Origin of the sequence: Micromonospora tarensis, assembly GCF_016803395.1 — a bacterium.
Classification (GTDB): domain Bacteria; phylum Actinomycetota; class Actinomycetes; order Mycobacteriales; family Micromonosporaceae; genus Micromonospora; species Micromonospora tarensis.
Genome location: NZ_JAEVHL010000038.1, coordinates 13709 through 36581, shown reverse-complemented (window position 1 = coordinate 36581; position 22873 = coordinate 13709). Strand labels below are relative to the sequence as shown.

The following is a 22873-nucleotide window of genomic DNA, read 5'->3' as shown; positions in this document are numbered from 1 at the left end:
ATGGGGCGACGCTCCGGGAACCGGGCGGCGGACGACCGTGGCGAGCAGGCAGGCCAGCACGCTGGCCGGCACCCACCGCCGGGTACCCGCCGGCGGCGAGCACCGGGCCGGCGAGCACTCCGGAGACCACCACTCCCAGCACGCCCGCCGTGCGCGCCCGCCCGAGCACCCGGGCGTACCGGCCGACCGCGCCGAGGCGGTCCAACTCGGTCCAGACCAGCGCCTCCAGCGCGCCGGATACCAGCGCGCCGCCGGTACCCCAGAGCAGGAAACCGACGGCGAAGGCCGGGTACGACGGTGCCAGCACCCAGAGCGCGAAGCCGGCGGCGGTCACCAGTGGGGCGAGGCAGAGCAACACCCGGCGGGACACCACGTCGGCCCAGGCGCCGGAGGGCACCTCGAACAGGATGCCGGCGGTCGACCAGATGACGAAGAGCGACGCGATCTGCCCCACCGACAGCCCGGTGTCGGCGAAGAACACCACGTACAGCGGGTAGAGCAGGACGACGTCGCTGAGGAACGCGTACCCGTACAGGGTGGTCGTCAGCCGACGGACCGCCGGGTCGGGAACGCGCGAGGCGAGGTGAATCATGGGACCTTCCCGTGGGAGTGGAGACGGACACCGGACGTGCGGTGCCCGTGGTGGCCCACGGGATCGGCCTCGGGTGCTGGATCAATGTCGCCAGGTCATGCCCGCGATATTAGACAGCGGTGGCCGCGCCAGCCAGCGCTTTGACGGGTGTGGACAACACTCGGCGGGGCGGGGTCCGATGCGACCCCGCCCCGCGGACGTCGCTGACGGTCAGCGCCTGTCGAGCGGCGGAATGACGGTGGTGGCCTCGCTGTCGTCGCTGGCGCGCTGACCGGGCACCGCGCCGCCCCCGACCACCTGGGTGGTGTCGGCGTCGCCGCTTCGGCCGACCACCTGGGTGGTGTCCGTGTCGGCCGGGGCGCGCACCACCTGGGTGGTGTCCGCGTCGCCGCTCCGGCCGACCACCTGGGTGGTGTCCGCGTCGGCCGGGGCGCGCACCACCTGGGTGGCCTCGGGATCGGCCGGCCGGGTCACGACCTGGGTGGCCTCCGGGTCGGTGACGAGTGCGGGTCGGGCCGGCTCGGCGTCCGGCTTCGTGCCGGCGGCCGATGCCCGGGCCAACTCGGCTTCGGCGTCGCGGCGACCGGCCCGGTACGCCTGGGCGTGCGCGGCGATCAGCCGCGACTCCTGCTCGGCGCGGGTCAGCCAGCCCTCCCAACGGCTCTGCATCGGACGGATCAGCCCGCCACCGACCCCGACGACGAGGATGCCGCCGACCGTGGCCAGCACGGCGATCAGGACCGGAGTGGTGACCGCGGTGGCCACCCCGATCTGGTTCAGCGCGGCGATGACGCCGAGGCCGAGAATGAACACCGAGGCGATGGTGGCCAGCACCGGGCCGTACGACAGACCGCCGAGCGCACCGCTGATGATGTCCTTGACCGCGCTGGCGATGGCGGCGGCGACCACGATGATGACGATCGCGACGAAGGCCCGGGGCAGCCACGAGATCACCGCGCCGAGCAGGTCGGAGATCGGGTTGGGCCCCCAGATGCCGAAGGCGAGTTGCAGGGTGAACAGCAGCACCGCGTAGTAGACGAGCTTCGCGACGATGTCGCTGGCGTCGTACCGGGAGCGACTCAGGGCGCGGCGGACGCCGCCGCGTTCGACGGCGCGGTCGAAGCCCACCCGTTCCAGGATCTTCTCCACGATCTTCAACACGGCCTTGGCGATCAGCCATCCGGCCACCAGGATCGCCAGGAAGGCGACGGCCTTGGGCAGGAAGAGCATCACCGAGCGGAGGGCGTCGCCCACCGCGTCGCTGACGTTGTCACTCATCTGGTCATTCCTCTACGCGGGCAGCCGGGACGGTCGGTCCCGACCTACCCCGGGCCGGGCGGACGGAAACGCGAGCAGCACACCGGACGGCCGATCGATCCGCGATCCGCCCTAGCGCGCGGGTGATCCTTGGCAATATTCTCCGGAGTGCGTGCGGCCATTGGAGCTACTTTTCATCCCCCGCCGTCGGCCGCAGGAGGAGATGTCATGCACGTCGCTCGTTCCGAATTGGATCGCCGGACGCTGCTGCGGGCCGGTCTCGGTGCCGCCACGGTCGCCGTCGTCGGGAGCGAACTCGCCTTTACCGGCGCGGCCCAGGCCGCCCCGGGCACCGACCTGGACTGGATCATCAGCTGCGACGAGTGGGCCGCCCGCCCACCGAAGGACCCGCTGTCGGTGAGCGCCATCGCCACCAACAAGATCATCGTGCACCACATGGCGTTCCCGAACGTCACCGACTACTCCCGCGAGCAGGCCGTCAAGCTGGCCCACGACTGCCAGGACCTGCACATGGACGGCAACGGCTGGTCGGACACCGGCCAGCACTTCACGGTGAGCCGGGGCGGCTACGTGCTGGAGGGCCGCCGGGGCAGCCTGGAGCGCCTCGAAGCCGGCGACCGGCAGATGATCTCGGCGCACTGTCCGGGCGAGAACGGCCGGGCCATCGGCATCGAGAACGAGGGCACCTACGTCACCGAGACGCCGCCGCAGGCGCTGACCGACTCGCTGGTCAAACTCTGCGTCGCGATCTGCCGACAGTACGGGCTGCACGCGTACGACATCTTCGGCCACTGGGACTTCCGCACCACCGAGTGCCCGGGGGCCGCCTTCTACCGGCAGTTCCCGGACCTGCGCCGGCGGGTGCACGCCGCCCTCGGCACCAAACTCGGCGACGTGCCGGCCCGTCGCTGGCCGGACCTGTGGCGCTTCGTCAACTCTCCCTCGGTCCGGCTGGTGCAGCACCTGCTCGTCAACCGGGGCTACCCGGTGACGGTCAGCGGCACCTTCGACGCCGCGACCGTGGCCGCCGTGCAGGACTGGCAGGCCCGCAACGGCATCCCGGTGGACGTGGACGCCACGCTCACGCCGCCGACCTGGGAGACGCTGGCCCCGGAGTTGGACCAGCACGCCACCGGCGCGCCGGTCACGGCGGTGCAGGAGATGCTCGCCACCAAGGGATACCCGGTCACCGTCACCGGCGGGTACGACCACGCCACCCGGGCCGCGGTGCAGGACCTGCAGGAGCTGCACGGCCTGCCCCGCAACGGCAAGGTCAGCACGAGCACGTGGTGCACGCTCGTCGGCGGATCGGTCCGCCAGTCGTACCGGCAGCGCTGAGTCCGAGGCGGCGGTGCGGTCCGACCCGCACCGCCGCCACGCCCACCACCAGCGGGTGCCCGACCAGGTCGGTTTGAGCTCACGCGTGGGCGGAAAGAGTGCCGGGCATGACCTGGGCCCGTCGAGCCGTACCCGCCGCTGCCGCCGCCATCGCGGCGCTCGCCGCGCGTGACCTGATCCAGCGCGACCACGCGTTGCTGCGCAACTTCCCGGTCCTCGGTCGCGCCCGTTACCTGCTGGAGGCGATCGGCCCGGAGCTTCGGCAGTACATCGTGGCCGGTAACAACGAGGAGCGGCCGTTCACCCGCGACCAGCGCCGCTGGGTGTACGCCTCGGCGAAGCAGCAGAACAACTACTTCGGCTTCGGCACGGACAACGACATCGAGTACACCCCCGGCTACCCGATCATCAAGCACCGCACGTTCGGCCGGGCCGTGCCACCGTCGACACCGACCTCCGGGCACGACGTGCGGTTGCCCTGCGCCAAGGTGCTCGGCGCGGCCCGGGGACGGGCCCGCGCGTTCCGACCCGAGTCGGTGGTCAACATCTCCGGGATGAGCTTCGGCTCGCTCTCCGGCAACGCCATCACCGCGCTCAACAAGGGCGCGGCGCTCGCCGGGTGTCTGCAGAACACCGGCGAGGGCGGCCTGTCGCCGTACCACCGCAACGGCGGTGAGCTGGTCTTCCAACTCGGCACGGCGTACTTCGGCTGCCGCGACGAGCACGGCCGGTTCAGCCTCGACCGGCTGAAGGACCTGGTGGCCGGCGCACCGGTGCGGGCTCTGGAGATCAAGCTGAGCCAGGGGGCCAAGCCGAGCCTGGGCGGCCTGCTGCCCGGGGCGAAGGTGTCCGCCGAGATCGCCGCCACCAGGGGAATCCCGGCCGGTCGGGACTGTGTCAGCCCGTCCCGGCACGCCGAGTTCTCCGACTGCGACAGCCTGCTCGACTGGGTGGAGCTGCTGGCCGCCGAGACCGGTCTGCCGGTCGGTATCAAGTCGGCGGTCGGTGACCTGACCTTCTGGCAGGAGCTGGCCACGCTGATGCGTGACACCGGCCGGGGCGTCGACTTCGTGACGGTCGACGGTGGCGAGGGCGGCACCGGCGCCGCCCCGCTGATCTTCACCGACTCGGTGTCCCTCCCGTTCCAGCAGGGCTTCTCCCGGGTGTACAAGGTCTTCGCCGAACACGACCTGCACGAGCAGGTGGTGTTCGTCGGCGGCGGCAAGCTCGGCCTGCCGGACAACGCCGTCGTGGCGTTCGCGCTCGGCTGCGACCTGGTCAACGTGGGTCGGGAGGCGATGTTGTCGATCGGCTGCATCCAGGCGCAGAAATGCCACACCGACACCTGCCCCACCGGCGTGGCCACGCAGAACGCCTGGCTGGCCCGGGGCCTGGACCCGGCGCTGAAGTCGGTCCGAGCGGCCAACTATCTGGCGACGCTGCGCCGGGACCTGACCAAGGTCGCCGAGGCCTGCGGCGTCGAACACCCCGGCCTGATCGACACCGACGCCGTGGAGATCCTGGACGGCCGCACCGGCTCCACCCCACTGCACGAGGTGTACGGCTACCGGCCGGGATGGGGACTGCCCTCGGCGGCCGACCAGGCCGAGATCGTCCGGCTGATGATCCCGGAGGCGCCACAGGGCGGCAGCGCCCCGCCGTCAGCCACCGCCGTCGGCTGAACCTGCCATCAAACCGACTGGCCCGCGCCTGGCACGGTATCGACCAGCCCTCTGGTACGAGCCTGGGACCGGGTTCTGTTCCTGGCCTCGGGTCCAGGCCGAGCCCGACACCGAGACCCGGGCTGGGTTGGCGCGCGCCGGGCTGGGTTGGCGCGCGCCGGGCCAGGTTGGCGCGAGCCGGGCCAGGTTGGCGCGAGCCGGGCCCGGGCCTCAGGCAGGACTAGACCCGACCCCAGGGCCCAGGCCGGTTGAGCTGGGGCTGGGGCTGACTCAGCCCGGAGGCATATCCCTGAGAAGCCATATACCTGTGAGTCATATTTATGACTCAGAGGTATATGCCCTCTCGGCGACATACCCGCCCGACCGCGCGGTCGATCCGGCACGACGCCGCCTGGCCCGCGCTAGGCAGTACAGCTAGGCCAGGAAATCTCGGCAATGGAGAAGTCGGATCGTCGTGCCCCGCACTGACGCCTGGTGGCGACGGGCGACGTGACCTCGTCGCCACCATTCCATCCGATAAACGCCTGGAGGGCTGCCTGGAGGAGCCGTATCGTGGCGCGGTGCTGATCAGACGCGAGACACCTGCCGACGTCGACGCGATCCGCGCGGTGCATTCCGCCGCCTTCGCCACAAATCACGACAGCGCCGGGAGCGACACCGACGGCAGTAACGGGGTGCCGGTAGAGGCGACACTCGTCGACGCGCTGCGCGCCGACGAGGGCTGGCTGCCCGCGTACTCTCTGGTGGCGACCGATTCGGATGGCCAGGTGGTGGGGCACGTGGTGGCCACCCGCGCCCTGGTGGGCGGTGAGCCGGTGGCGTTGGGCCTGGGTCCGCTCGGGGTGCTGCCGGGGTGGCAGCGGCGCGGCGTCGGCAGCGCCCTGATGCACGCGGTGCTCGGGGCGGCGGACGCCCGCGACGAGCCTCTCGTGGTGCTGCTCGGGCACCCCGGGTACTACCCGCGCTTCGGGTTCCGGCCCGCCGTCGAGTTGGGTGTCACCCCGCCGCAGCCGTGGGGTCCGCAGTACTTCATGGCCCGTCCGATGCACGCCTGGCGGGAGTCGATCCGGGGCGAGTTCCGCTACGCCCGCCCGTTCGACGACCTGTGACCCCACCTCGCATCCGCCGTCGACGTGGTGTCGACCTTGATGGATGCGTCGCGGTGCTCGCCGAGGTGCACCGGCTCGACGGGTACCCGATGAACTGGCCCGTCGACCCGCACCGCTGGTTGTGCGACCCGCGCCCGGCACGCGCCTGGGTCGCCGTCGACGCTGACCGGACCATCGTGGGGCACATCGCGGTGCATCGGGCTGCCGCCCCGGCGGAGGGGCAGTTCGCCCGACCGACCGCCGAGGTGGCACGCCTCTTCGTGTCACCCGCCGCCCGAGGAATGGCGTTGGGCGGTGCGCTGCTGGCCCGAGCCCGGAGATGGGCGAACGAACGGGCCACCGACCTGGTCCTCGAAGTGGCCGTGGGCGACACCGCAGCCGTCGCTCTCTACGAACGCACCGGATGGCGCTGCACCGGCACCCGCACGGCCCCGTGGACCGCACCGGACGGCGGTTCGGTGTCGTTGCGACATTTCACCGTGCGGTCCGACCCGCCGCCCCGCCTGGCCGAACAGTGACCAGCTCCGTTCGGGCGGGCTCGGCCATCGCCGTCAGGCGGCGGGCGAGCAGGGCCGCGGCCTCGCGTAACTCCGGAGGCTCCAGCACCTCCACCGGGTAGTCGAGACGGGCGATGTGCGCGGCGAGCCAGTCCAGGCTGTCACCGCCGACGACCAGGACACACCAGCCGCCGCGGTCCTCCTCGACCCGGCCCACCTGGGGCGGCACCACGGCCCGCACCTGCTCGGGACGGGCGTGTACCCGGACCCGGGCGACATGCCGGTACGGCGACTCGGTGACCGCCCGTTGCACGTAGGCGGCCGGCTCGGGATGCTCGCGCGGCCGGAAGCGCCAACCGCTGGCCACCGCCGCGCGCATCCGGTCCAGGCGGAACGTCCGCCAGTCGGCACGGTCGATGTCCCAGGCCATCAGATACCAGCGGCGACCGGTGGTGACCAACCGGACCGGCTCGACCGTGCGTTCGCGCTCCCCGTCGGTCCCGCCGTAGCGGAAGCGCACCCGGACCGCGTCACGGCAGGCTCGGGCCAGCATCACCAGCAGCTCCGCGTCGATCTCGACCACCGGGGCGAGGAGCGTCTCCGTGGCGTTGTGCACCGCCCGCACCTCGGCGCGCAGCCGCGACGGCATCACCTGATCGAGCTTGGCCAGGGCCCGCAGCGCGGCCTCGGCCGCCCCGGCGACCGTGCCGCCGGAGGCGAGTCGCAGCGACACCGCCGTGGCGATGGCCTCCTCGTCGTCGAGCAGCAACGGCGGCAGCCGGGTGCCCGCGCCGAGTTGGTAGCCGCCCCCGACACCAGGGACCGCGCGCACCGGGTAGCCGAGCGTGCGCAGTCGTCGCACGTCACGGCGGACACAACGGTCGGTGACCCGGAGTTCGGCGGCGAGGTCGGCGGCCGTCCAGGTTGGTCGCCGCTGCAGCAGCGCCAACAACCGCAGCACCCGCTCGGTCGTCGCCTCGACGGTCACCCGCCGATCGTTGCACACCTGGCGGAACGATCCTGTCCGCTATTCACGAGAGGCTGGGATCATGACCGAGCACTTCAGGAAAGAGGGAGCTGTCATGGCGCGCGACGTGCAGATCACCATCGACTGCGCCGACCCGGCCCGGTTGGCGACGTTCTGGGCAGCGGCACTCGGATACCGATTGCAGGGCCCACCCGGGGACTTCGAATCCTGGGAGCAGGCGCTGGACGCGATGGGCGTGCCACCGGAGAACCGCAACGACGCCTCGGCGGCGGTCGATCCCGAGGGCTCGAGGCCCCGGCTGTTCTTCCAGCGCGTACCAGAGGGTAAGCAGGTCAAGAACCGCGTCCACCTGGATGTGCGGGCCGCCCCGGGGCTGGCCGGCGCCGAGCGGATGGCGGCGTTGGAGGCGGAGGCGGACCGACTCGTCTCGCACGGCGCCAAGCGGCTCGGCCGGCACGAGCCCGCTCCCCCGCTCGGCGCCGGCCACCTCGTCATGGCCGACCCGGAGGGCAACGAGTTCTGCCTCGACTGAGCTGACGTTCGCCCAGCTCACTGCCGCGACGACCGGCCGCCATGCGAACATGTGTACGTGTCGCCCGGGGCCAGCATCCTGCACGCCGACCTGGACGCCTTCTACGCGTCGGTCGAGCAACGCGACGACCCACGTCTGCGGGGGCGGCCGGTCATCGTCGGCGGTGGCGTGGTGCTCGCCGCGAGTTACGAGGCGAAGGCGCGCGGGGTGCGCAGCGCGATGGGCGGCGGGCAGGCCCGCCGGCTTTGCCCGGACGCGATCGTGGTGCCACCCCGGATGGCGGCGTACACGGCGGCGAGCCGCGCGGTGTTCGAGATCTTCCGGCGCACCACTCCGCTTGTCGAAGGGCTCTCCATCGACGAGGCGTTCCTGGACGTGGGTGGCCTGCGCCGGCTGGTCGGTCCGCCGGCCGACATCGCCGAACGACTGCGGCGGGAGGTTCGCGAACAGGTCCGGCTACCGATCACGGTGGGGGTGGCCCGCACCAAGTTCCTGGCGAAGGTGGCCAGCGGGGTGGCGAAGCCGGACGGTCTGCTGGTGGTCGCACCGGACGCCGAGGTGGCCTTCCTGCACCCGCTGCCGGTCGAACGGCTCTGGGGCGTCGGCCCGGTCACCGCCGCGAAGCTGCGCGAACGCCGCATCCGTACCGTCGGAGAGGTGGCCCGGCTCGGCGAGGCGGCGCTGGTCTCGCTGCTCGGCGCGGGCGCTGGCCGGCACCTGCACGCCCTGGCCCACAACCGCGACCCGCGCGCGGTGCAGGTGGGTCGCCGACGCGGCTCGATGGGCGCGCAGCACGCGCTGAGCCGGGCCCCACACGCCGCGGCCGAACTGGACGCGATCCTCGCCGGCCTGGTCGACCGGGTCACCCGACGGATGCGGGCGGCGGACCGAGCCGGACGCACGGTGGTGCTGCGGCTACGGTTCGGCGACTACACCCGGGCCACCCGCTCGCACACCATCGGCAAGGCCACCGCGGACACCACAGGGGTGCTCGCCGCGGCACGGGCGCTGCTGCGGGCCGCCCAATCCGAGATCGAGCAGCGGGGCGTCACCCTGATCGGCGTCTCGGTGGGCAACCTCGACGACAATCCGGTCCAACCGGAGCTTCCGTTCCACCGGGACCCGGGCGCCGAGTTGGATGCCGCCGTCGACGCGGTCCGGGACCGGTTCGGCTCGACCGCGCTCACCCGGGCGGTGCTGCTCGGTCGGGACCCGGGCGTCGAGATGCCGCTATTGCCGGACTGACGGCTGGATATCCTGCGATTGGAAACACATCACAGCAGGTCGGCGGTTTAGCCGGCGGCTCACGGGTGACCCTTGTCCGGTACAGCCTGACGAGGGGGGCCCACCATGTCCGACGACAGCAACCGGCCGAGCCGCACCACCGAGCGTCCGACCGACGTGACCGATCCGCTGCTGTGGCAGTTGGCGGTCGACGTGCTCAGCGCCCACGAGCCGGACGACGAGGGCCACTGCCGCAATCTCCAGTGCGCCGGCCAGGGTTGGCCCTGCGCGGCCCGCACCAGCGCCGAGCAGTCGCTGCGGTTGGCCCGCGACACGCCCGCGTCGGTCGAGCTGACCGTCGAGGCGGAGAGCCCTACCGGCTGGCCGGGCGAGGCGGTGTCGGCGCCGCGTTGGACGCGCGACGCCGGCACGGTGGGGTCGCAGCGTGGACCCCGGGCGTCCGCCTCGGCAGCCTGACGGCGGCGGGTGACCAGCGCCGACCCGGATCGGACAGACCCGGGTCACCGGCCGGCGGGCCCCTGTTCGGGCGGCCCGCGGCCGGGAGACCGGTCGATTACAGCGTGCGGGCCAGCCGGTCGGCGAGGGTCCGGGTGAAGCGGGCCGGGTCGGTCAGCTCACCGCCCTCGGCGAGCACCGCCAGGCCGTAGAGCAGCTCGGCGGTCTCGGTCAGGGCGGCGCTGTCGCTGCCCTGCTCGTGGGCCTTGCGCAGCCCGGACACCAGCGGGTGACCGGGGTTGATCTCCAGGATCCGCTTGGTCGGCGGGATCTCGTGCCCCATCGCCCGGTACATCTTCTCCAGGGTCGGGGTCAGGTCGTGGGCGTCGCCGACGACGCAGGCCGGTGAGGTGGTCAACCGGGACGACAGGCGGACTTCCCGGACGCTGTCGGTGAGCGTGGTCCCCAGCCAGTCGAGCAGCCCGGCGAACTCCTGTCGTTGCTGCTCACGCTCCGCCTCGGCCTGCTGCTTCTCCTCGTCGGTGTCCAGGTCGATCTCGCCCTTGGCGATCGAGCGCAGCGGCCGACCGTCGTACGTGCCGACCCGCTCGACCCACACCTCGTCGACCTGGTCGGTGAGGAGCAGCACCTCGTGCCCCTTGGCCCGGAACGCCTCCAGGTGCGGGGAGTTCTCGATGGCCGCCCGGGACTCGCCGGTGGCGTACCAGATGTCGCTCTGGCCGTCCTTCATCCGGGCGACGTAGCCGGCCAGGTCGGTGGGCTCGGCCGGGTCGTTGGTGGAGGCCACCGAGAGGATGTCCAGCAGGGTGTCCCGGTTGTCGGTGTCGTCGATCAGCCCTTCCTTGACCACCGCGCCGAACTCGGTCCAGAAGGTCCGGTACCGCTCGGCGTGGTTGGCCTTCAGGTCCTTGACCGTGGCGAGAACCTTCTTGACCAGGCGGCGGCGGACGATCTGGATCTGCCGGTCCTGCTGGAGGATCTCCCGGGAGATGTTCAGCGACAGGTCGTGCGCGTCGACCACGCCCTTGACGAAGCGCAGGTAGGTCGGGACCAGCGCCTCGCAGTCGTCCATGATGAAGACGCGCTTGACGTAGAGCTGAACACCCCGGCGGCCCTGCGGGGAGAACAGGTCCAGCGGGGCGTGGCTGGGCAGGAAGAGCAGTGCCTCGTACTCGAAGGTGCCCTCGCCCTTCATGTGCACGACCTCGAGCGGGTCGGCCCAGTCGTGGCTGACGTGCTTGTAGAACTCGTTGTACTCGGCGGCGTCGACCTCGTCGCGGGGCCGCGCCCAGAGCGCCTTCATCGAGTTGAGGGTCTGCACCTCGCTGGTGGCGGGCTCGCCCTCGGCGCCGGGACGCTCGACGGTCATCCGGATCGGCCAGGCGATGAAGTCGGAGTAGCGCTTGACGATCTCGCGGACCGTCCACTCGGCGGTGTAGTCGTGCAGGTTGTCCTCGGTGTCGGCGGGCTTGAGGTGCAGGGTCACCGCGGTGCCCTGCGGCGCCTCGTCGACCGCCTCGATCGAGTAGGTGCCCTCGCCGGTGGACTCCCAGCGGGTGCCGCCGGTCTCGCCGGCCTTGCGGGTGACCAGGGTGACCCGGTCGGCGACCATGAACGCGGCGTAGAAGCCGACGCCGAACTGGCCGATGAGGTCCTGCTTGGCGTGGGCGTCGGCGGATTCGCGCAGCTGGCGAAGCAGTTCGGCGGTGCCGGACTTGGCGATCGTGCCGATCAGCTGGACGACCTCGTCGCGGGTCATGCCGATGCCGTTGTCCCGCACGGTCAGGGTGCGGGCGTCGCGGTCGACCTCCAGGACGACGTGCAGGTCGTCGGTGTCGGCGACGAGGTCCTTGTCGACCAGGGTGGCCAGCCGCAGCTTGTCCAGGGCGTCGGACGCGTTCGAGATGAGTTCCCGCAGGAAGACGTCCTTGTTCGAATAGATCGAGTGGACCACCAACTGGAGGAGCTGACGCGCCTCGGCCTGGAACTCCAACGTTTCGGCCTGGTTGCTCACACCGTCTCCCTTCCCGGCTCGTTCGGTTGTTCGCGGAAAGGATACGAGCCGTCACCGGCCGCCGTGTGGCCGCATCCGGGTCGTATTCCCTGCGGTATTCCCGCTGCCGGCGCGTCGGCCCGGTGACCCATCTGACTTTGCTCACCAGAAGTCAGCCCGCTAGCCTCGCTGACATGAAGATCTCTGGAAGCACCGCCCTCGTCACCGGCGCCAACCGGGGCTTCGGCCGCCACCTGGCCGCCGAACTCGCCGCCCGGGGCGGCACCGTCTACGCCGCGCCCGCAACCCCGACAGCGTCGACCTGCCCGGCGTGACGCCGGTCCGGCTGGACCTCACCGACCCCGCCTCGGTGGCCGCCGCCGCCGAGCTGGCCGGCGACGTGAACCTGCTGGTCAACAACGCCGGCATCGACACCCGGACGGACCTGCTGGACGGCGACCTGGACCTGATCCGGCTGGAGCTGGAGACCCACTACATCGGCAACCTGTCGATGATCCGGTCGTTCGCGCCGGTGATCGCCGGCAACGGCGGCGGAACGATCCTCAACGTCCTCTCCGTGCTCTCCTGGGTGAACTTCCCCCTGCACGGGGCGTACGGCGCCGCCAAGTCCGCCGAGTGGGCGATGACCAACGCGCTGCGCCTCCAGCTCGCCGAGCGGGGCGTCCGCGTCGCCGGCCTGCACGTCGGCTACCTGGACACCGACATGGCCGCGAGCATCACCAGCCCCAAGTCGGACCCGGCCGTGATCGCCCGGCTCGCCGTCGACGGCATCGAGTCCGACGCGTACGAGATCGTGGCCGACGACGTCAGCCGGCGGGTGCAGGCCGGGTTCCCCGGCGGCGTCGCCGCGCTCTACTCGCAGCTCCCCTGACCCCGGAGGTGACGGGCCGCCGCCGGCACCCACCGGCGGCGGCCCACCTTCCTTCGGTACGCGGTCAGCTCGCCAGCAGCGACACGTCGTCGATCACGAAGCTGGTCTGCAACGACGAGTCCTCGGTGCCGGTGAAGCGCAGCGTCACCGTCTGTCCGGCGAACCCGGCCACGTTGAAGCTGCGCTGCACGTAGCCGGACGCCGCGTTGAGGTTGGAGTACGTCGCCAGCGTGGTCGAACCGAGCTGCACGGTGAGCCGGTCGTACGCCGTGGAGCCGGTGGTCTCGGCGGTGTCGATGTGCAACCAGAACGACAGCGGGTAGCTGGCGCAACCGGCCGGCACCGTCACCGACTGCGTCAGGCTCTCGGTGCGGGTGCTGCCGTCGCCGTTGAGCCAGGCCTTGTACGACCCGGTCCGGGCCGGTTGGCCGCTGGCGTTGGTGATCACACCGGCGGACGCGGTCCACGGCGTGCTGCCGCTCTCGAAGCCGCCGTTGCCGACCACCTGACCGCCGGTGCAGGTCGGGGTGCCGCCGCTCACCGCGAGCTGCCACAGCGCGTACGCGACACCGTCGGCCGCCCGGTTCAGCACGGTGGCGCTGACATTGGCGGTGGTGTCGCAGGACCGGTGGTAGCACGGGTCGTACGCGGAGTTGGCGGTGCCGCCCCACTTGGCCGCCTGGGCGCTGGTCTTGCGGGCGCTGGCACCCGCGGCGTAACCCGAGGTGGGAATGCCGGCCTGCTGGAAGTAGTAGTCGTCGGAGCGGCCCTGACCCTCGACGTTCTCCTCCGGCTGCAGGCCCAACGAGTCCCAGTACGCCTTCAGCGGCGCCGCCGTGGTCGAGGAGACCCGGTTGATGAAGTAGCCGCCGTTGGTCGAGCCGACCATGTCGAAGTTGTAGTAGCCCTTGATATAGCCGCGCTGGGTGGAGTTGAGGGAGTTGACGTAGAACCGGGAGCCGTTGAGCCCCTGCTCCTCGTCGGTCCACCAGGCGAACCGGACCCGCTTGGTCATCGTCGGGTTCTGCGCGGCCAGGACCAGCGCGTTCTCCAGCAGGGTGGCCGAGCCGCTGGCGTTGTCGTTGATCCCCGGACCGGCCGAGACCCCGTCCAGGTGGGCGCCGAACATGACGACCTGGTCGGCCGCGCCGCCACGCCACTCCGCGATGAGGTTGTTCGAGGGGTAGGTGCAGCTGGAGCAGTACTGCTCGGTGACGGTGTAGCCGGCCGACTGGAGCCTGCTCTTGACGTAGCTGAGCGACGCGGTGTAGCCGGCCGAGCCGGCCCGCCGGTTGCCACCATTGCTGGTGGCGATGGAGTTGAACTGGGTCAGGTGCGCCTGGATGTTGCTGACGGAGATGTCCGGTGCTGCCAACGCGGCCACCGTCGCGGCGATCGGCCGGGCGACTGTCGTCGCGGTCGTGGGTGACGCGGTCACCGGCTGGGCGGCCAGCGTCACCGTCGTTGCGGCGAACACGGCGAGCGCGACTCCCGCGCTCAGCGTTCTGCCTCTCATGAGGGCTCCTCGGGGTCGGAGGGATACCCGAGACAATTACAGATATCGATACCCGGAGCATCGGTCGTTCGTCCCGAACCACCGCCGGTTCGACGATGGGTACCGGCGTCGGTACAGGTGAGTAGAGGTGTCAGGATGGGTAGGTAACGCGGCAGGGGTCATCAGGCCCGGAACGGGGGCTTGCGATGGGGTCGGATCGAGCGTGACACGACCCAGCATCGACCTGTTCAGCGGCGGCGGTGAGACCGGGCGGTTGATGGCGGAGCTGAACTGGGCCCGCACCCCGCTCGGCCCGGTCGGCGAGTGGCCACAGAGCCTGCGCGCCGCCGTTCGGGTGGTGCTCTCCTCCCGGTACCCGATGCTGCTGCTCTGGGGCGAGAGCTTCTCCCAGCTCTACAACGACGCGTACTCCGCCTTGATCGGAGACAAGCACCCGGCGGCTCTCGGCGGCGACGTGCGGGTGACCCTGGCTGAGGGCTGGGACGTGCTCGCCCCGCTGATCCACCAGGCCATGGCGACCGGGGTGGCCAGCTGGGTTCCCGCGCTGCGGCTGCTGCTGGAGCGGGCCGGCTACCGCGAGGAGGCGTACTTCAGCGTCTCGCACGCGCCGGCCCGCGACGATGACGGGCGCACCGTCGGCGTCCTGACGGTGTGCAGCGAGGTCACCGAGCAGGTCGTCGGCGAACGCCGGCTCCGACTGCTGCGCGACCTGTCCGTTCTCGGCGACGGCCGTACCGTCGACGTGGACACCACCGGCGCCCGGCTGATCGCGGTGATCGACGCCACCCGCTGGACGTGCCGTTCGCCGCCATCTACCTGCGCGACGGCACGACGCTGCGACGGGTGGCCGGGGCGGCCGGGGGTCGCCGCAGCCGGCTGCCGGACACCGTCGAGCTGGCCGACCCGGGCCCGGTCGCGTCCGACTGGGGGCTGGCCGCCGCCGCCGAGGGCCGAGCGACAGGAGGTGACCGACGGTCGCCGACCGAGTGACGCTGCCCGCCGGCCCGTGGGACGACCCGGTGCGCACCGCGCTGGCCTTGCCGCTGCCCTCGGCCGACGAGGATCAGCCGCTCGGGGTGCTGCTCGCCGGGGTCAGCCCCAGCCGAGGGCTCGACGAGGCCTATCGCTCCTTTCACCAACTCCTGGCCCAGCAGATCTCCGTGGCGCTGCGCAACGCCCAGGAGTACGAGGAGGAGCGGCGCCGGATCGAGGCGCTGGCGGAGCTGGACCGGGTGAAGACCGACTTCTTCGCCAACGTCAGCCACGAGTTCCGCACCCCGTTGACGCTCATTCTCGGCCCGCTCAGCGATGCCCTCACTGACGCCACGGCACCGTTGGCACCGCTCCAGCGGGAGCGGGTGGAGACCGGCTGGCGCAACGCCACTCGACTGTTGACGCTTGTCAACAGCCTGCTCACCTTCTCCAGCCTGGAGGCCGGGCGGGCCCGCAGCGATGCCCGGGTGGTCGACCTGGCCGCGCTCACTGCCGAACTCGCCGGGGTGTTCCGGGCCGCCGTCGAGCGGGCCGGGCTGACCCTTGAGGTGAGCTGCCCGCCACTGCCCCGACCGGTCGCGGTCGACCCGGTCAATTGGGAACGCATCGTCACGAACCTGCTGTCCAACGCCCTCAAATACACGTTCATCGGTCGGATCCGGGTGGCCCTCGACGCCGACGACGAGGAGTTGCGGCTGACCGTCGCGGACACCGGCATCGGCATCGCCGAACGGGACCTGCCGAAACTCTTCGAACGCTTCCACCGGGTACGCGGCGCCCGCTCGCGCAGCCACGAGGGCACCGGCATCGGTCTGGCCCTGGTGCACGAGTTGGCCCGGTTGGAGGGCGGCGACGTCCGGGTGGCGAGCCAGGTCGGCGTCGGCACCACGTTCACCGTGACGCTGCCCTGGTCGGCGGCGCGGCGCACGCCGATGGCCGGGCCGGTGACGGACGGACGGGGCGACGCGGCCCGCGCCGCGGTCGAGGAGGCGATGGGCTGGCTCACCGCACCGGAGGACGGTCCGGCCGAGCCCGACCGCCGGTCCGGACCATCCACCGACGAGTTGGCCGGGGCCGAGATCCTGCTCGCCGACGACAACGCCGACATGCGGGCGTACCTCACCCGACTGCTCACCGGGCAGGGCTGGCGGGTGCGGACGGTCACCGACGGCCGGCAGGCCCTCGACGAGATCCACCGCGATCCGCCCGACCTCGTCCTGACCGACGTGATGATGCCGGTTCTGGACGGCTTCGACCTGCTCCGCCGGCTGCGCGCGGACCCGGCGACCCAGGCGCTGCCGGTGCTGGTGCTCTCCGCCCGTGCCGGCGGGGAGGCCAGCGTGGAGGGCCTGACCCTGGGCGCCGACGACTACCTGGTGAAACCGTTCGCCGCGGCCGAACTGATCGCCCGGGTCCGGGCCGGCATCCGTCGCGCCCGCCACCGCTTGCGCCCGACCGGCGGTCAGCGACCGGCGACCCGACAGCGGTCCCTGCCGTCGCCCGACCCGCCCCGGCCAACGTCGCGGCCCCGGCGACCGAACCCGTCCGCGACCCGTCCGGGGCCGCAGCGGGGCCGGCCGACCCGGACGGGCTGGGCGCCATCCTGGACCGCGGCTGGACCTACCCGTCCGCGCCCACCTCGGCCGCGACGATGCGTCGCGACATCCGACAGGCGCTGGGTGACCTCGACGCCGACCCGGACGTGCTGGAGGATCTCCTGCTCGCCGCGAGCGAGGCCATGAACAACGCCGTCGAGCACGCGCAGCGGCCCAGCCGCCCGGAGGTGAGCCTGCGGGTCCAGGTGGGTGGCGGCCTGATCCGGATCTCGGTGCGGGACTTCGGCACCTGGCGGGACCGCCGACCGGCGATGGACCGGGGACGAGGCGCGCTGCTGATGAACGCCTACGGCGACGTGCGGCTGCTCTCCACCGCCGAGGGGACGACGGTGACCATCGAGCGGCGGCTGGCCTGAGCGGCCTCTCCTCCGGCCCGCCCTGGGTCACCGGCGCCCGGCGTCAGAGTCGCCGGCCGCTCGCGTCGCGGGCGATGATGCCGTCCAGCCGCTTTCCCGGGGCCAGCTCGGCCGGGTCGAACCAGAAGATCACCACGTTCTTGTCGAAGCTCCACCGCGCCAGTCGGGCGTCGACCTGCTGACCGTCCACGGTGCCGATGATCCGCTGGGCCGGGCCGACGAAGTAGCCGAAGGTGGGCACCGGCGTGGTCGACGAGCGCTCGTCGTAGCCGATCTGGTGGAATCCGGCGCTGCGGTCCGCCCCCTCGACGTCGTTGACCAGGAGGTCCGTCGTCAGATAGCCGTTCGGGGAGCGACGGCCGGCGGCCAGCCCGACGGTCACCTTCGGCGCGCCCGGCACGGACACCCGGACGAGGTAGTAGACCCGCTGGTCGGTGCCGTACCGCACGCCACTGTCGATCACCTGGCCCAGCGCCTTCGGCGGTGGCACGTCGCGGGCCACAGTGGGCGGTGGCGTCGGCTCCGGCGACGTCGGCGAGACACCGACCGACGGCGGCGCGACGGCGACCGGTGGTGGACGCTCGGTCGGCGCCGTTCCGCCCGACCCTGACGCGTCGACCGCCACCAGCACGACCACGGCGGCGATCCCGGCGGCGAGCGTCGCCGCCCCGGCTCCGGCTACCCGCCGACGCGTACGCAGCCGCCGCCCCTCCCGCATCACGGTGGCCAGATCGAGCACGGCGTCCGGGCGCTCGGTGGCCCGCATGGCGTGACGGAGCCGTTCCCACTCGTTCATCGGCGCGCCTCCTCGTCCGTTGTTCGCGGCGCAGCGGTGCGCAGTTTCTCCAGCGCCCGAGAGCTGGTGCTCTTGACCGTGCCCACGGACACGGCGAGTTCCCTGGCCACCTGCGCCTCCGGAAGGTCGAAGTAGTAGCGCAGGACGACGATGGCCCGTTCCCGAGGGCTGAGCGCGCCCAGGATGGTGACCAACCAGCGGCGGGTCGCCACCTCGTCGGCCACGTCACCGCGCCGCTGCTCCGGCACCTCGTCGGTCGGGTACTCGCGCATCGGGCGTCGCCACCCGTCCACCAGGTGATTGACCAGGGTGCGGCGGGCGTATCCGTAGGCGTCGTCGTCGTGGACGCGCGACCAGGAGGCGTAGGTGCGGGCCAGCGCGGTCTGCGCGGCGTCCTCGGCCTGGTGGTGGTCACCGGTCATCAGGAACGCGGCGTGCACCAGTCGTGCGGACGCCGCCCGCGCGAACTCGACGAACTCCGCGTCACCCCGCGCCACCGTGAACCCTCCCCCGTGCCACACCGACTAGAGACGGGTGAAGCCGGCGAAAGGTTGAGCGCGGGACAGCCCAACTTTTCCCCACCATCACCCGTCCTCTCACAGGCGTCGCCACCGTGCGGCGCGCGAGGGGAGAGACATGTCGACGAAGACTACCTGCCGGTGGCGTCCGGCCCCGGCGGTGTCGCTGCTGGTGGTGGCGCTGCTCACCGGATGCGCGGGGCCGGCGGCCGGGCGACCCGCCACCGATCCGGTCGCCGCCGCGCCGGTGCCCAGCCGGTCGATCGCGGCTGCCGCGTCCGGTCGGCCGACCGGAGTCGCCGACGTCACACCCAGCTCCGCGGCTGCCGCCGACGTCGGCTACCCCGCGACCGGTGGCAACCGGTGGTCGGTGGCGGCCGCCGAGGCGGCTCCCGGACGCGCGACCACCGGCCGGTTGCTGCGGTACCGGGTCGCCGTGGAGCGCGACATCCGGGGCCTGCCGGTGACGGACATCGCGACCGCGATCTCGGCCACGTTGAACGACCCGCGCGGGTGGACAGCCGGCGGCAGCTGGCGGCTGCGCCGGGTCGGCGGCGACGAACCGAGCGACTTCACCATCTACCTGGCCACCCCCGGCACCCGCGACACCCTCTGCCAGGACGTGCCGGAGGGCTACACCTCGTGCCGTAACGGTGCCCGGGTGGTCCTCAACGTGGCGCGCTGGGTCAAGGGGGTGCCTGGTTACGGCACCGACCTGGCCACCTACCGGGAGTACATGGTCAACCACGAGGTGGGGCACAAGCTCGGGTTCGGCCACGAGCGGTGCCCCGGGAAGGGCCGGGCGGCGCCGGTGATGCAGCAGCAGACGCTGGGCCTGCACGGCTGCACCGCGAACCCCTGGCCGTACCCGAAGGGCAGGGTCCGCTACAGCGGCCCGGCCGGGGCGTACGACGACGCGATCCCACGACGGGAGGGCGGCTACCCGGCGCGCTGAACCTCAGCCGCGGCGGTGCCGCTCCTGTTCCAGCCGCTCGTCCAGCCGGCCCAGTTCGTAGACGGCGTTGAGGCTGGTCGGCAGCCGGCGGACGTTGTCCGACCCGGGGTCGGGATCCGGTTCGGGGGTGGCCGGCACCGGGGCGGGGGTCGGTGCGGGGGCTGGTGCGGCGACCGGCGGGCGGCGGCGCAGCAGGAGCAGCGCCAGCACCGCGAGGACGGCCACGACCAGCAGGTACGACGTGGGCGGCCAGGAGTCGCGGGTCGGTTCGGCGAGCGCGCCGGGTAGCCGCCACGTGCAGGAAGAAGGCCAGCAGCGTCCAGCGGTACGGCAGCGGCGGCCCGCCGTCGCCCCGGTAGCCGCCGAGCAGTTGCCCCGTCTGGTAGACCAGGCCAGCGGAGAGCGCACCGGCGATACCGACGGCGATGGCCGCGAGGACCGCCGCACCGAGTCCGCGCCGCAACGCGGACCGGCCACCCACCCGACCGCGGTGCCAGAGCACCAACCCACTGAGCAGCACCAGCAGGACCATCTGACCGAACAGCGCCGCACCCGCGATCCCGTCATACCCGGGAAGCCCGCTCGTCGACGGCCAGCCGCGCTCGTCGCGCGCGACGACGACGAGGGTCACCACGGTCAGGCCGCCCGCCACCAGGCCGGTCGCGCGGGCCACCCGGGTGGCCGTTCGCGCGGTCGCCGCCCGGTCGATCACCCCCGGGGCGGCGAGCAGACCGACACAGACCAGCAACACCGCCGCGCCGAGCGTCAGCAGTAGCGTCGTCGCGACCGTCGCGCCACCGGCGCGACGGGCCACCAGCAGCACGACATCGAGTACGGCGAGGGCCGCGCCGACGTGGATCGCCCGCAGCCGCTGCACCAGCGGCTCCACCGCCCACAGTGGGTTGTCGGCCGGCCCGGACCGGCGGGTGCCGAGCAGTCGGAGCATCGCCAGGGCGGCGATCGGCAGGAGCGCGAGCGTGGCCAGCCGCTCCCCGACGTGCCGGCCGTCGAGCCCGCCCATGGTGTCGAAGGGTGCCCGGCAGCGAGCCGCACCGAGGCACTGCCAGGCGAACAGGTCGAGGGCGATCCCGGCGATGGACACCACGTACAGCACTGTGAGGTTGAGCGCGAGGAGCCGGCACAGCAGGGTGACCCCCGCGGCGCCGCGTCGGCCGGTGGGCCGCATCCACACCGCCACGTTGCTGAGCATGAACGGCAGCAGGAAGACCGTGGCGAGGGTACGACCCACGGTGCCGGTCGGCAGGTCACCCCAGCGGTACGCCTCCACCGTCAGCACGCCCGGGTCGCTGCCGGCTGACTCGTCGGCACGGTGGAAGCCCCCGCTGTCGTCCCCGGCGACCTGCCGCACCGGCGCCCGGCCGAGAACGGCCGCGGGTTCCGCCCCGGACACGCCGTGCACCCGCAACTCCACCACGCCGTCGCTTCGAGGTTGGTCGCCGTGGCCGGGCGTTCGCTCAGGCATCGCGGCAGCTACCCACGCCGCCGTCGGTCGGGCGCGTCGCTCCCCGCGGTCTGTTCGGCGAACCGCCGCCGTTGCCGCAGCCACCCGGCAAGCCCGCTCGTCATCGCGATCCTTCCCCGGCCCACAGCTGCCACCGCCGCCCCAGTCGTACCACCCGGGCGGCGGGGCCCGGGCGGGTTCCGCCGAGCCCGGCCGTCGCCGGCGGGTGGTACCGCCCGGGAAGGGGAAGTGCGGGGCTGCCCGGTGAGCGAACCGGGTCGGCTACCGGCCGGGCGCCCGCTCGGCGACCACCACCGCGATGCCGTCCAGGACGCGTTGCAGGCCGAACTCGAACGCGTACTCCGGGCCGTACGCGGCGCCGTGCTGCTGGCCGGCCGCGGTGCCGACCCGGGACGCGGTCGGGTAGGCGCCCGGTTTGAGGAAGGTCTCCAGCCAGGGGGCGTGCGACTGCCACCACTGACCGTCGGTCATGCCGGTCTCGCGCTCCAGGTCCACCACCTCGGAGGCGGCCCGCGCGGAGCTCTTCACGTGCCCGAGCACGAGGGTGAGCACCGCGTCCATCTCGACGTCGGTGAGCCCGATGTCGGCGACCGCCCCGAGTTCGTGGTCGTACTTGGCCAGCAGGTTCGGCCCGAGCACCGGTCGGGTCGTCTCGGCCCGCAGCATCCAGGGATGCCGCTGGTAGAGCGCCAGGTTGTCGCGGGCGATCCGCTCCAGGCGGGCCCGCCAGTCGTCGCCCTCGGCGGCGGGGCGCGGCATCTCGCCGTACGCGGTGTCGATCATGACGGCGACGAGTTCCGCCTTGCCGGGCACGTAGGTGTAGACCGACATGGTGCCGACACCCAGCGCCTCACCCACCCGCCGCATGGTCAGCGCGTCCAGCCCCTCGGCGTCGGCGATGTCGATGGCGGCGCGGACGATCCGGTCGACGCTGAGCCCCTGCCCTCCGGCGCTGCGGCTGGTCGGTTCCCGGGTGCGCCAGAGGATGGCCAGGCTGCGGGCCGGGTCCGCGGTCGCCTTGCGCTCACTCGCCATGGTGCGGCCATCCTAACAACGCCGCCGTACGCCGTACGCCGGGGAGTGCCGGTGGTCGGAGTAGTGCTGGGCATACCCCGGAAAGGGGAGCTGGACGGCTGGGGCGGGCGGTGGGCCGCGATTAGCGTCAGCCGCATGACCACGGAACACCCTTCGCACCTGGCCGAGGCGCTGCGCCACCGCCGCTGGCTGCTCTCCACCTGGCCCTGGCGAGCCCTCGCCTATTTGGTCACCACCGTGCCGATCGCCAGCGTGCTCGGCGTCGGGCTGCTCGTCGTCGGCGCGCCCCTGCTGGCCGCCGCCAACGCGTTCCGGCAGCACGGCCGACCGCCGAGCATCGCGCTGATGCTGTTCCTGGCCACCGGCAGCCTCGTCCTGCTGGCCCTGGCGCCGATCGTGAGCTATCCGGTGGCCGTCGTCGAGCGGTGGCGGATCAGGCTGGTGGACGGTCGCCCGCTGCCCGCCTCGCCGTGGCCGGGCCTGACCGCCCGCTACCGTGGCGCCGCGGGCTGGCGTGAGGTGGCGTACCTGTTCTGGTTGGGCGGGGCGGTGCCGGTGGCGTACTGGACGTTCCTCATCCTGGTGCTGCTCGACCTGGGGATGATCACCAGCCCGTGGCTGGCCGGGGACGGCGACCCGGTGGTGATCTGGCGGCCGATCGAGAGCGCCGGCGAAGCGGTTCCGTACGCGATCGTGGGCGTGCTGCTGATCCCGGTGCTCTGGTACACCGCCGGTCTGCTCGCCGCCGCCCAGGCCGCCGTGGCCCGGTGGGCGCTGGCCTGGCCGATCGACGCGGCGGCACTGCGCGAGGTCACCCGCTCCCGCACCCGGCTGGTCGGCGCGTACGAGGCCGAACGGCGCCGGATCGAGCGTGACCTGCACGACGGCGCGCAGCCCCGGCTGACCAGCCTCACCCTCCAGCTCGGCCTGGCCCGACTGGACGTACCCGAGGACTCCCCCGCCGCCCGCCCGCTCGCCGTGGCGCACGACCAGGCCCGGGGTC

General features: G+C 72.4%; 20 protein-coding genes and 3 pseudogenes. 15 read left to right on the top strand and 8 right to left on the bottom strand.

Annotated features, from left to right (window positions below):
* Both JM949_RS11175 and JM949_RS11170 read right to left on the bottom strand, forming a co-directional pair.
* Positions 1-592 (bottom strand): annotated as a pseudogene (locus tag JM949_RS11175) (MFS transporter); the annotation flags it as partial.
* A 210-nt stretch (positions 593-802) separates the two neighbouring features.
* On the bottom strand, positions 803-1870 hold the full coding sequence (locus JM949_RS11170) for a mechanosensitive ion channel family protein (protein WP_203148335.1): 1068 nt from the start codon (positions 1868-1870) through the stop codon (positions 803-805).
* 207 nt (positions 1871-2077) lie between these two features.
* Between JM949_RS11170 and JM949_RS11165 the strand changes: the two genes are divergently transcribed.
* The 4 genes from JM949_RS11165 to JM949_RS11150 all read left to right on the top strand — a co-directional run bounded on the left by JM949_RS11165 (position 2078) and on the right by JM949_RS11150 (position 6517).
* Positions 2078-3208 (top strand): peptidoglycan recognition protein family protein, encoded by a 1131-nt coding sequence (locus JM949_RS11165; protein ID WP_203148334.1) that lies wholly within the window; start codon positions 2078-2080, stop codon positions 3206-3208.
* A 107-nt stretch (positions 3209-3315) separates the two neighbouring features.
* Entirely contained in the window at positions 3316-4890 is a 1575-nt protein-coding gene (locus JM949_RS11160; RefSeq protein WP_203148333.1) for an FMN-binding glutamate synthase family protein, read from the top strand.
* A 560-nt stretch (positions 4891-5450) separates the two neighbouring features.
* Positions 5451-5999 (top strand): GNAT family N-acetyltransferase, encoded by a 549-nt coding sequence (locus JM949_RS11155; RefSeq protein ID WP_203148332.1) that lies wholly within the window; start codon positions 5451-5453, stop codon positions 5997-5999.
* Positions 6000-6052: 53 nt separating this feature from the next.
* Positions 6053-6517 carry a GNAT family N-acetyltransferase gene (locus JM949_RS11150; RefSeq protein ID WP_309232109.1) on the top strand — a complete coding sequence of 155 codons (465 nt, stop codon included), beginning with the start codon at positions 6053-6055 and terminating at the stop codon, positions 6515-6517.
* On the opposite strand, the gene JM949_RS11145 is transcribed toward JM949_RS11150, so the two are convergent.
* Entirely contained in the window at positions 6474-7484 is a 1011-nt protein-coding gene (locus JM949_RS11145) for a helix-turn-helix transcriptional regulator (RefSeq protein WP_203148330.1), read from the bottom strand. The genes JM949_RS11150 and JM949_RS11145 overlap by 44 nt on opposite strands.
* Positions 7485-7578: 94 nt before the next feature.
* Between JM949_RS11145 and JM949_RS11140 the strand changes: the two genes are divergently transcribed.
* From JM949_RS11140 to JM949_RS11130, 3 genes are all read left to right on the top strand, one after another.
* On the top strand, positions 7579-8016 hold the full coding sequence (locus tag JM949_RS11140; RefSeq protein WP_203148329.1) for a VOC family protein: 438 nt from the start codon (positions 7579-7581) through the stop codon (positions 8014-8016).
* 57 nt (positions 8017-8073) lie between these two features.
* A complete protein-coding gene (gene dinB, locus JM949_RS11135) occupies positions 8074-9261 on the top strand; it encodes a DNA polymerase IV (RefSeq protein WP_203148328.1) in 1188 nt (395 codons plus the stop codon).
* Between the two features lie 105 nt (positions 9262-9366).
* Positions 9367-9717 carry a hypothetical protein gene (locus tag JM949_RS11130; RefSeq protein WP_203148327.1) on the top strand — a complete coding sequence of 117 codons (351 nt, stop codon included), beginning with the start codon at positions 9367-9369 and terminating at the stop codon, positions 9715-9717.
* Between the two features lie 97 nt (positions 9718-9814).
* On the opposite strand, the gene htpG is transcribed toward JM949_RS11130, so the two are convergent.
* On the bottom strand, positions 9815-11731 hold the full coding sequence (htpG, locus tag JM949_RS11125; protein ID WP_203148326.1) for a molecular chaperone HtpG: 1917 nt from the start codon (positions 11729-11731) through the stop codon (positions 9815-9817).
* A 173-nt stretch (positions 11732-11904) separates the two neighbouring features.
* Here htpG and JM949_RS39075 point away from each other — a divergent pair, with 173 nt between their 5' ends.
* Positions 11905-12045, top strand: coding sequence for a hypothetical protein (locus tag JM949_RS39075; protein ID WP_309232108.1), 141 nt, complete (start codon positions 11905-11907; stop codon positions 12043-12045).
* Positions 12042-12602 carry an SDR family NAD(P)-dependent oxidoreductase gene (locus JM949_RS11120; protein ID WP_309232107.1) on the top strand — a complete coding sequence of 187 codons (561 nt, stop codon included), beginning with the start codon at positions 12042-12044 and terminating at the stop codon, positions 12600-12602. Before JM949_RS39075 ends, JM949_RS11120 begins: the two co-directional genes overlap by 4 nt.
* Positions 12603-12666: 64 nt before the next feature.
* Here JM949_RS11120 and JM949_RS11115 read toward each other — a convergent pair whose 3' ends face one another.
* Positions 12667-14118, bottom strand: coding sequence for a M28 family peptidase (locus JM949_RS11115; protein WP_203148325.1), 1452 nt, complete (start codon positions 14116-14118; stop codon positions 12667-12669).
* 256 nt (positions 14119-14374) lie between these two features.
* Here JM949_RS11115 and JM949_RS36850 point away from each other — a divergent pair.
* From JM949_RS36850 to JM949_RS36835, 4 genes and pseudogenes are all read left to right on the top strand, one after another.
* A pseudogene (locus JM949_RS36850) lies at positions 14375-14734 on the top strand (ATP-binding protein); the annotation flags it as partial.
* 179 nt (positions 14735-14913) lie between these two features.
* Positions 14914-15108 carry a hypothetical protein gene (locus JM949_RS36845; RefSeq protein ID WP_238432970.1) on the top strand — a complete coding sequence of 65 codons (195 nt, stop codon included), beginning with the start codon at positions 14914-14916 and terminating at the stop codon, positions 15106-15108.
* Entirely contained in the window at positions 15105-16853 is a 1749-nt protein-coding gene (locus JM949_RS36840) for an ATP-binding response regulator (RefSeq protein WP_309232106.1), read from the top strand. The genes JM949_RS36845 and JM949_RS36840 overlap by 4 nt, the downstream gene beginning before the upstream one ends.
* Positions 16763-17083, top strand: a complete 321-nt coding sequence (locus tag JM949_RS36835; RefSeq protein WP_238432958.1) for an ATP-binding protein — start codon at positions 16763-16765, stop codon at positions 17081-17083. The genes JM949_RS36840 and JM949_RS36835 overlap by 91 nt, the downstream gene beginning before the upstream one ends.
* Before the next feature lie 43 nt (positions 17084-17126).
* On the opposite strand, the gene JM949_RS11105 is transcribed toward JM949_RS36835, so the two are convergent.
* Positions 17127-17879 (bottom strand): hypothetical protein, encoded by a 753-nt coding sequence (locus JM949_RS11105; RefSeq protein WP_203148324.1) that lies wholly within the window; start codon positions 17877-17879, stop codon positions 17127-17129.
* Positions 17876-18376, bottom strand: a complete 501-nt coding sequence (locus tag JM949_RS11100; RefSeq protein WP_203148323.1) for a SigE family RNA polymerase sigma factor — start codon at positions 18374-18376, stop codon at positions 17876-17878. Before JM949_RS11100 ends, JM949_RS11105 begins: the two co-directional genes overlap by 4 nt.
* Positions 18377-18515: 139 nt before the next feature.
* On the opposite strand from JM949_RS11100, the gene JM949_RS11095 reads away from it, so the two are divergent.
* Positions 18516-19352 carry a DUF3152 domain-containing protein gene (locus JM949_RS11095; protein ID WP_203148322.1) on the top strand — a complete coding sequence of 279 codons (837 nt, stop codon included), beginning with the start codon at positions 18516-18518 and terminating at the stop codon, positions 19350-19352.
* A gap of 1744 nt (positions 19353-21096) precedes the next feature.
* Here the strand turns inward: JM949_RS11095 and JM949_RS11090 are convergent.
* A complete protein-coding gene (locus tag JM949_RS11090) occupies positions 21097-21870 on the bottom strand; it encodes a TetR/AcrR family transcriptional regulator (RefSeq protein ID WP_203148321.1) in 774 nt (257 codons plus the stop codon).
* Positions 21871-22005: 135 nt separating this feature from the next.
* Between JM949_RS11090 and JM949_RS11085 the strand changes: the two are divergent.
* Positions 22006-22863, top strand: a pseudogene (locus tag JM949_RS11085) (sensor domain-containing protein); the annotation flags it as partial.
* Positions 22864-22873: the final 10 nt, after the last annotated feature.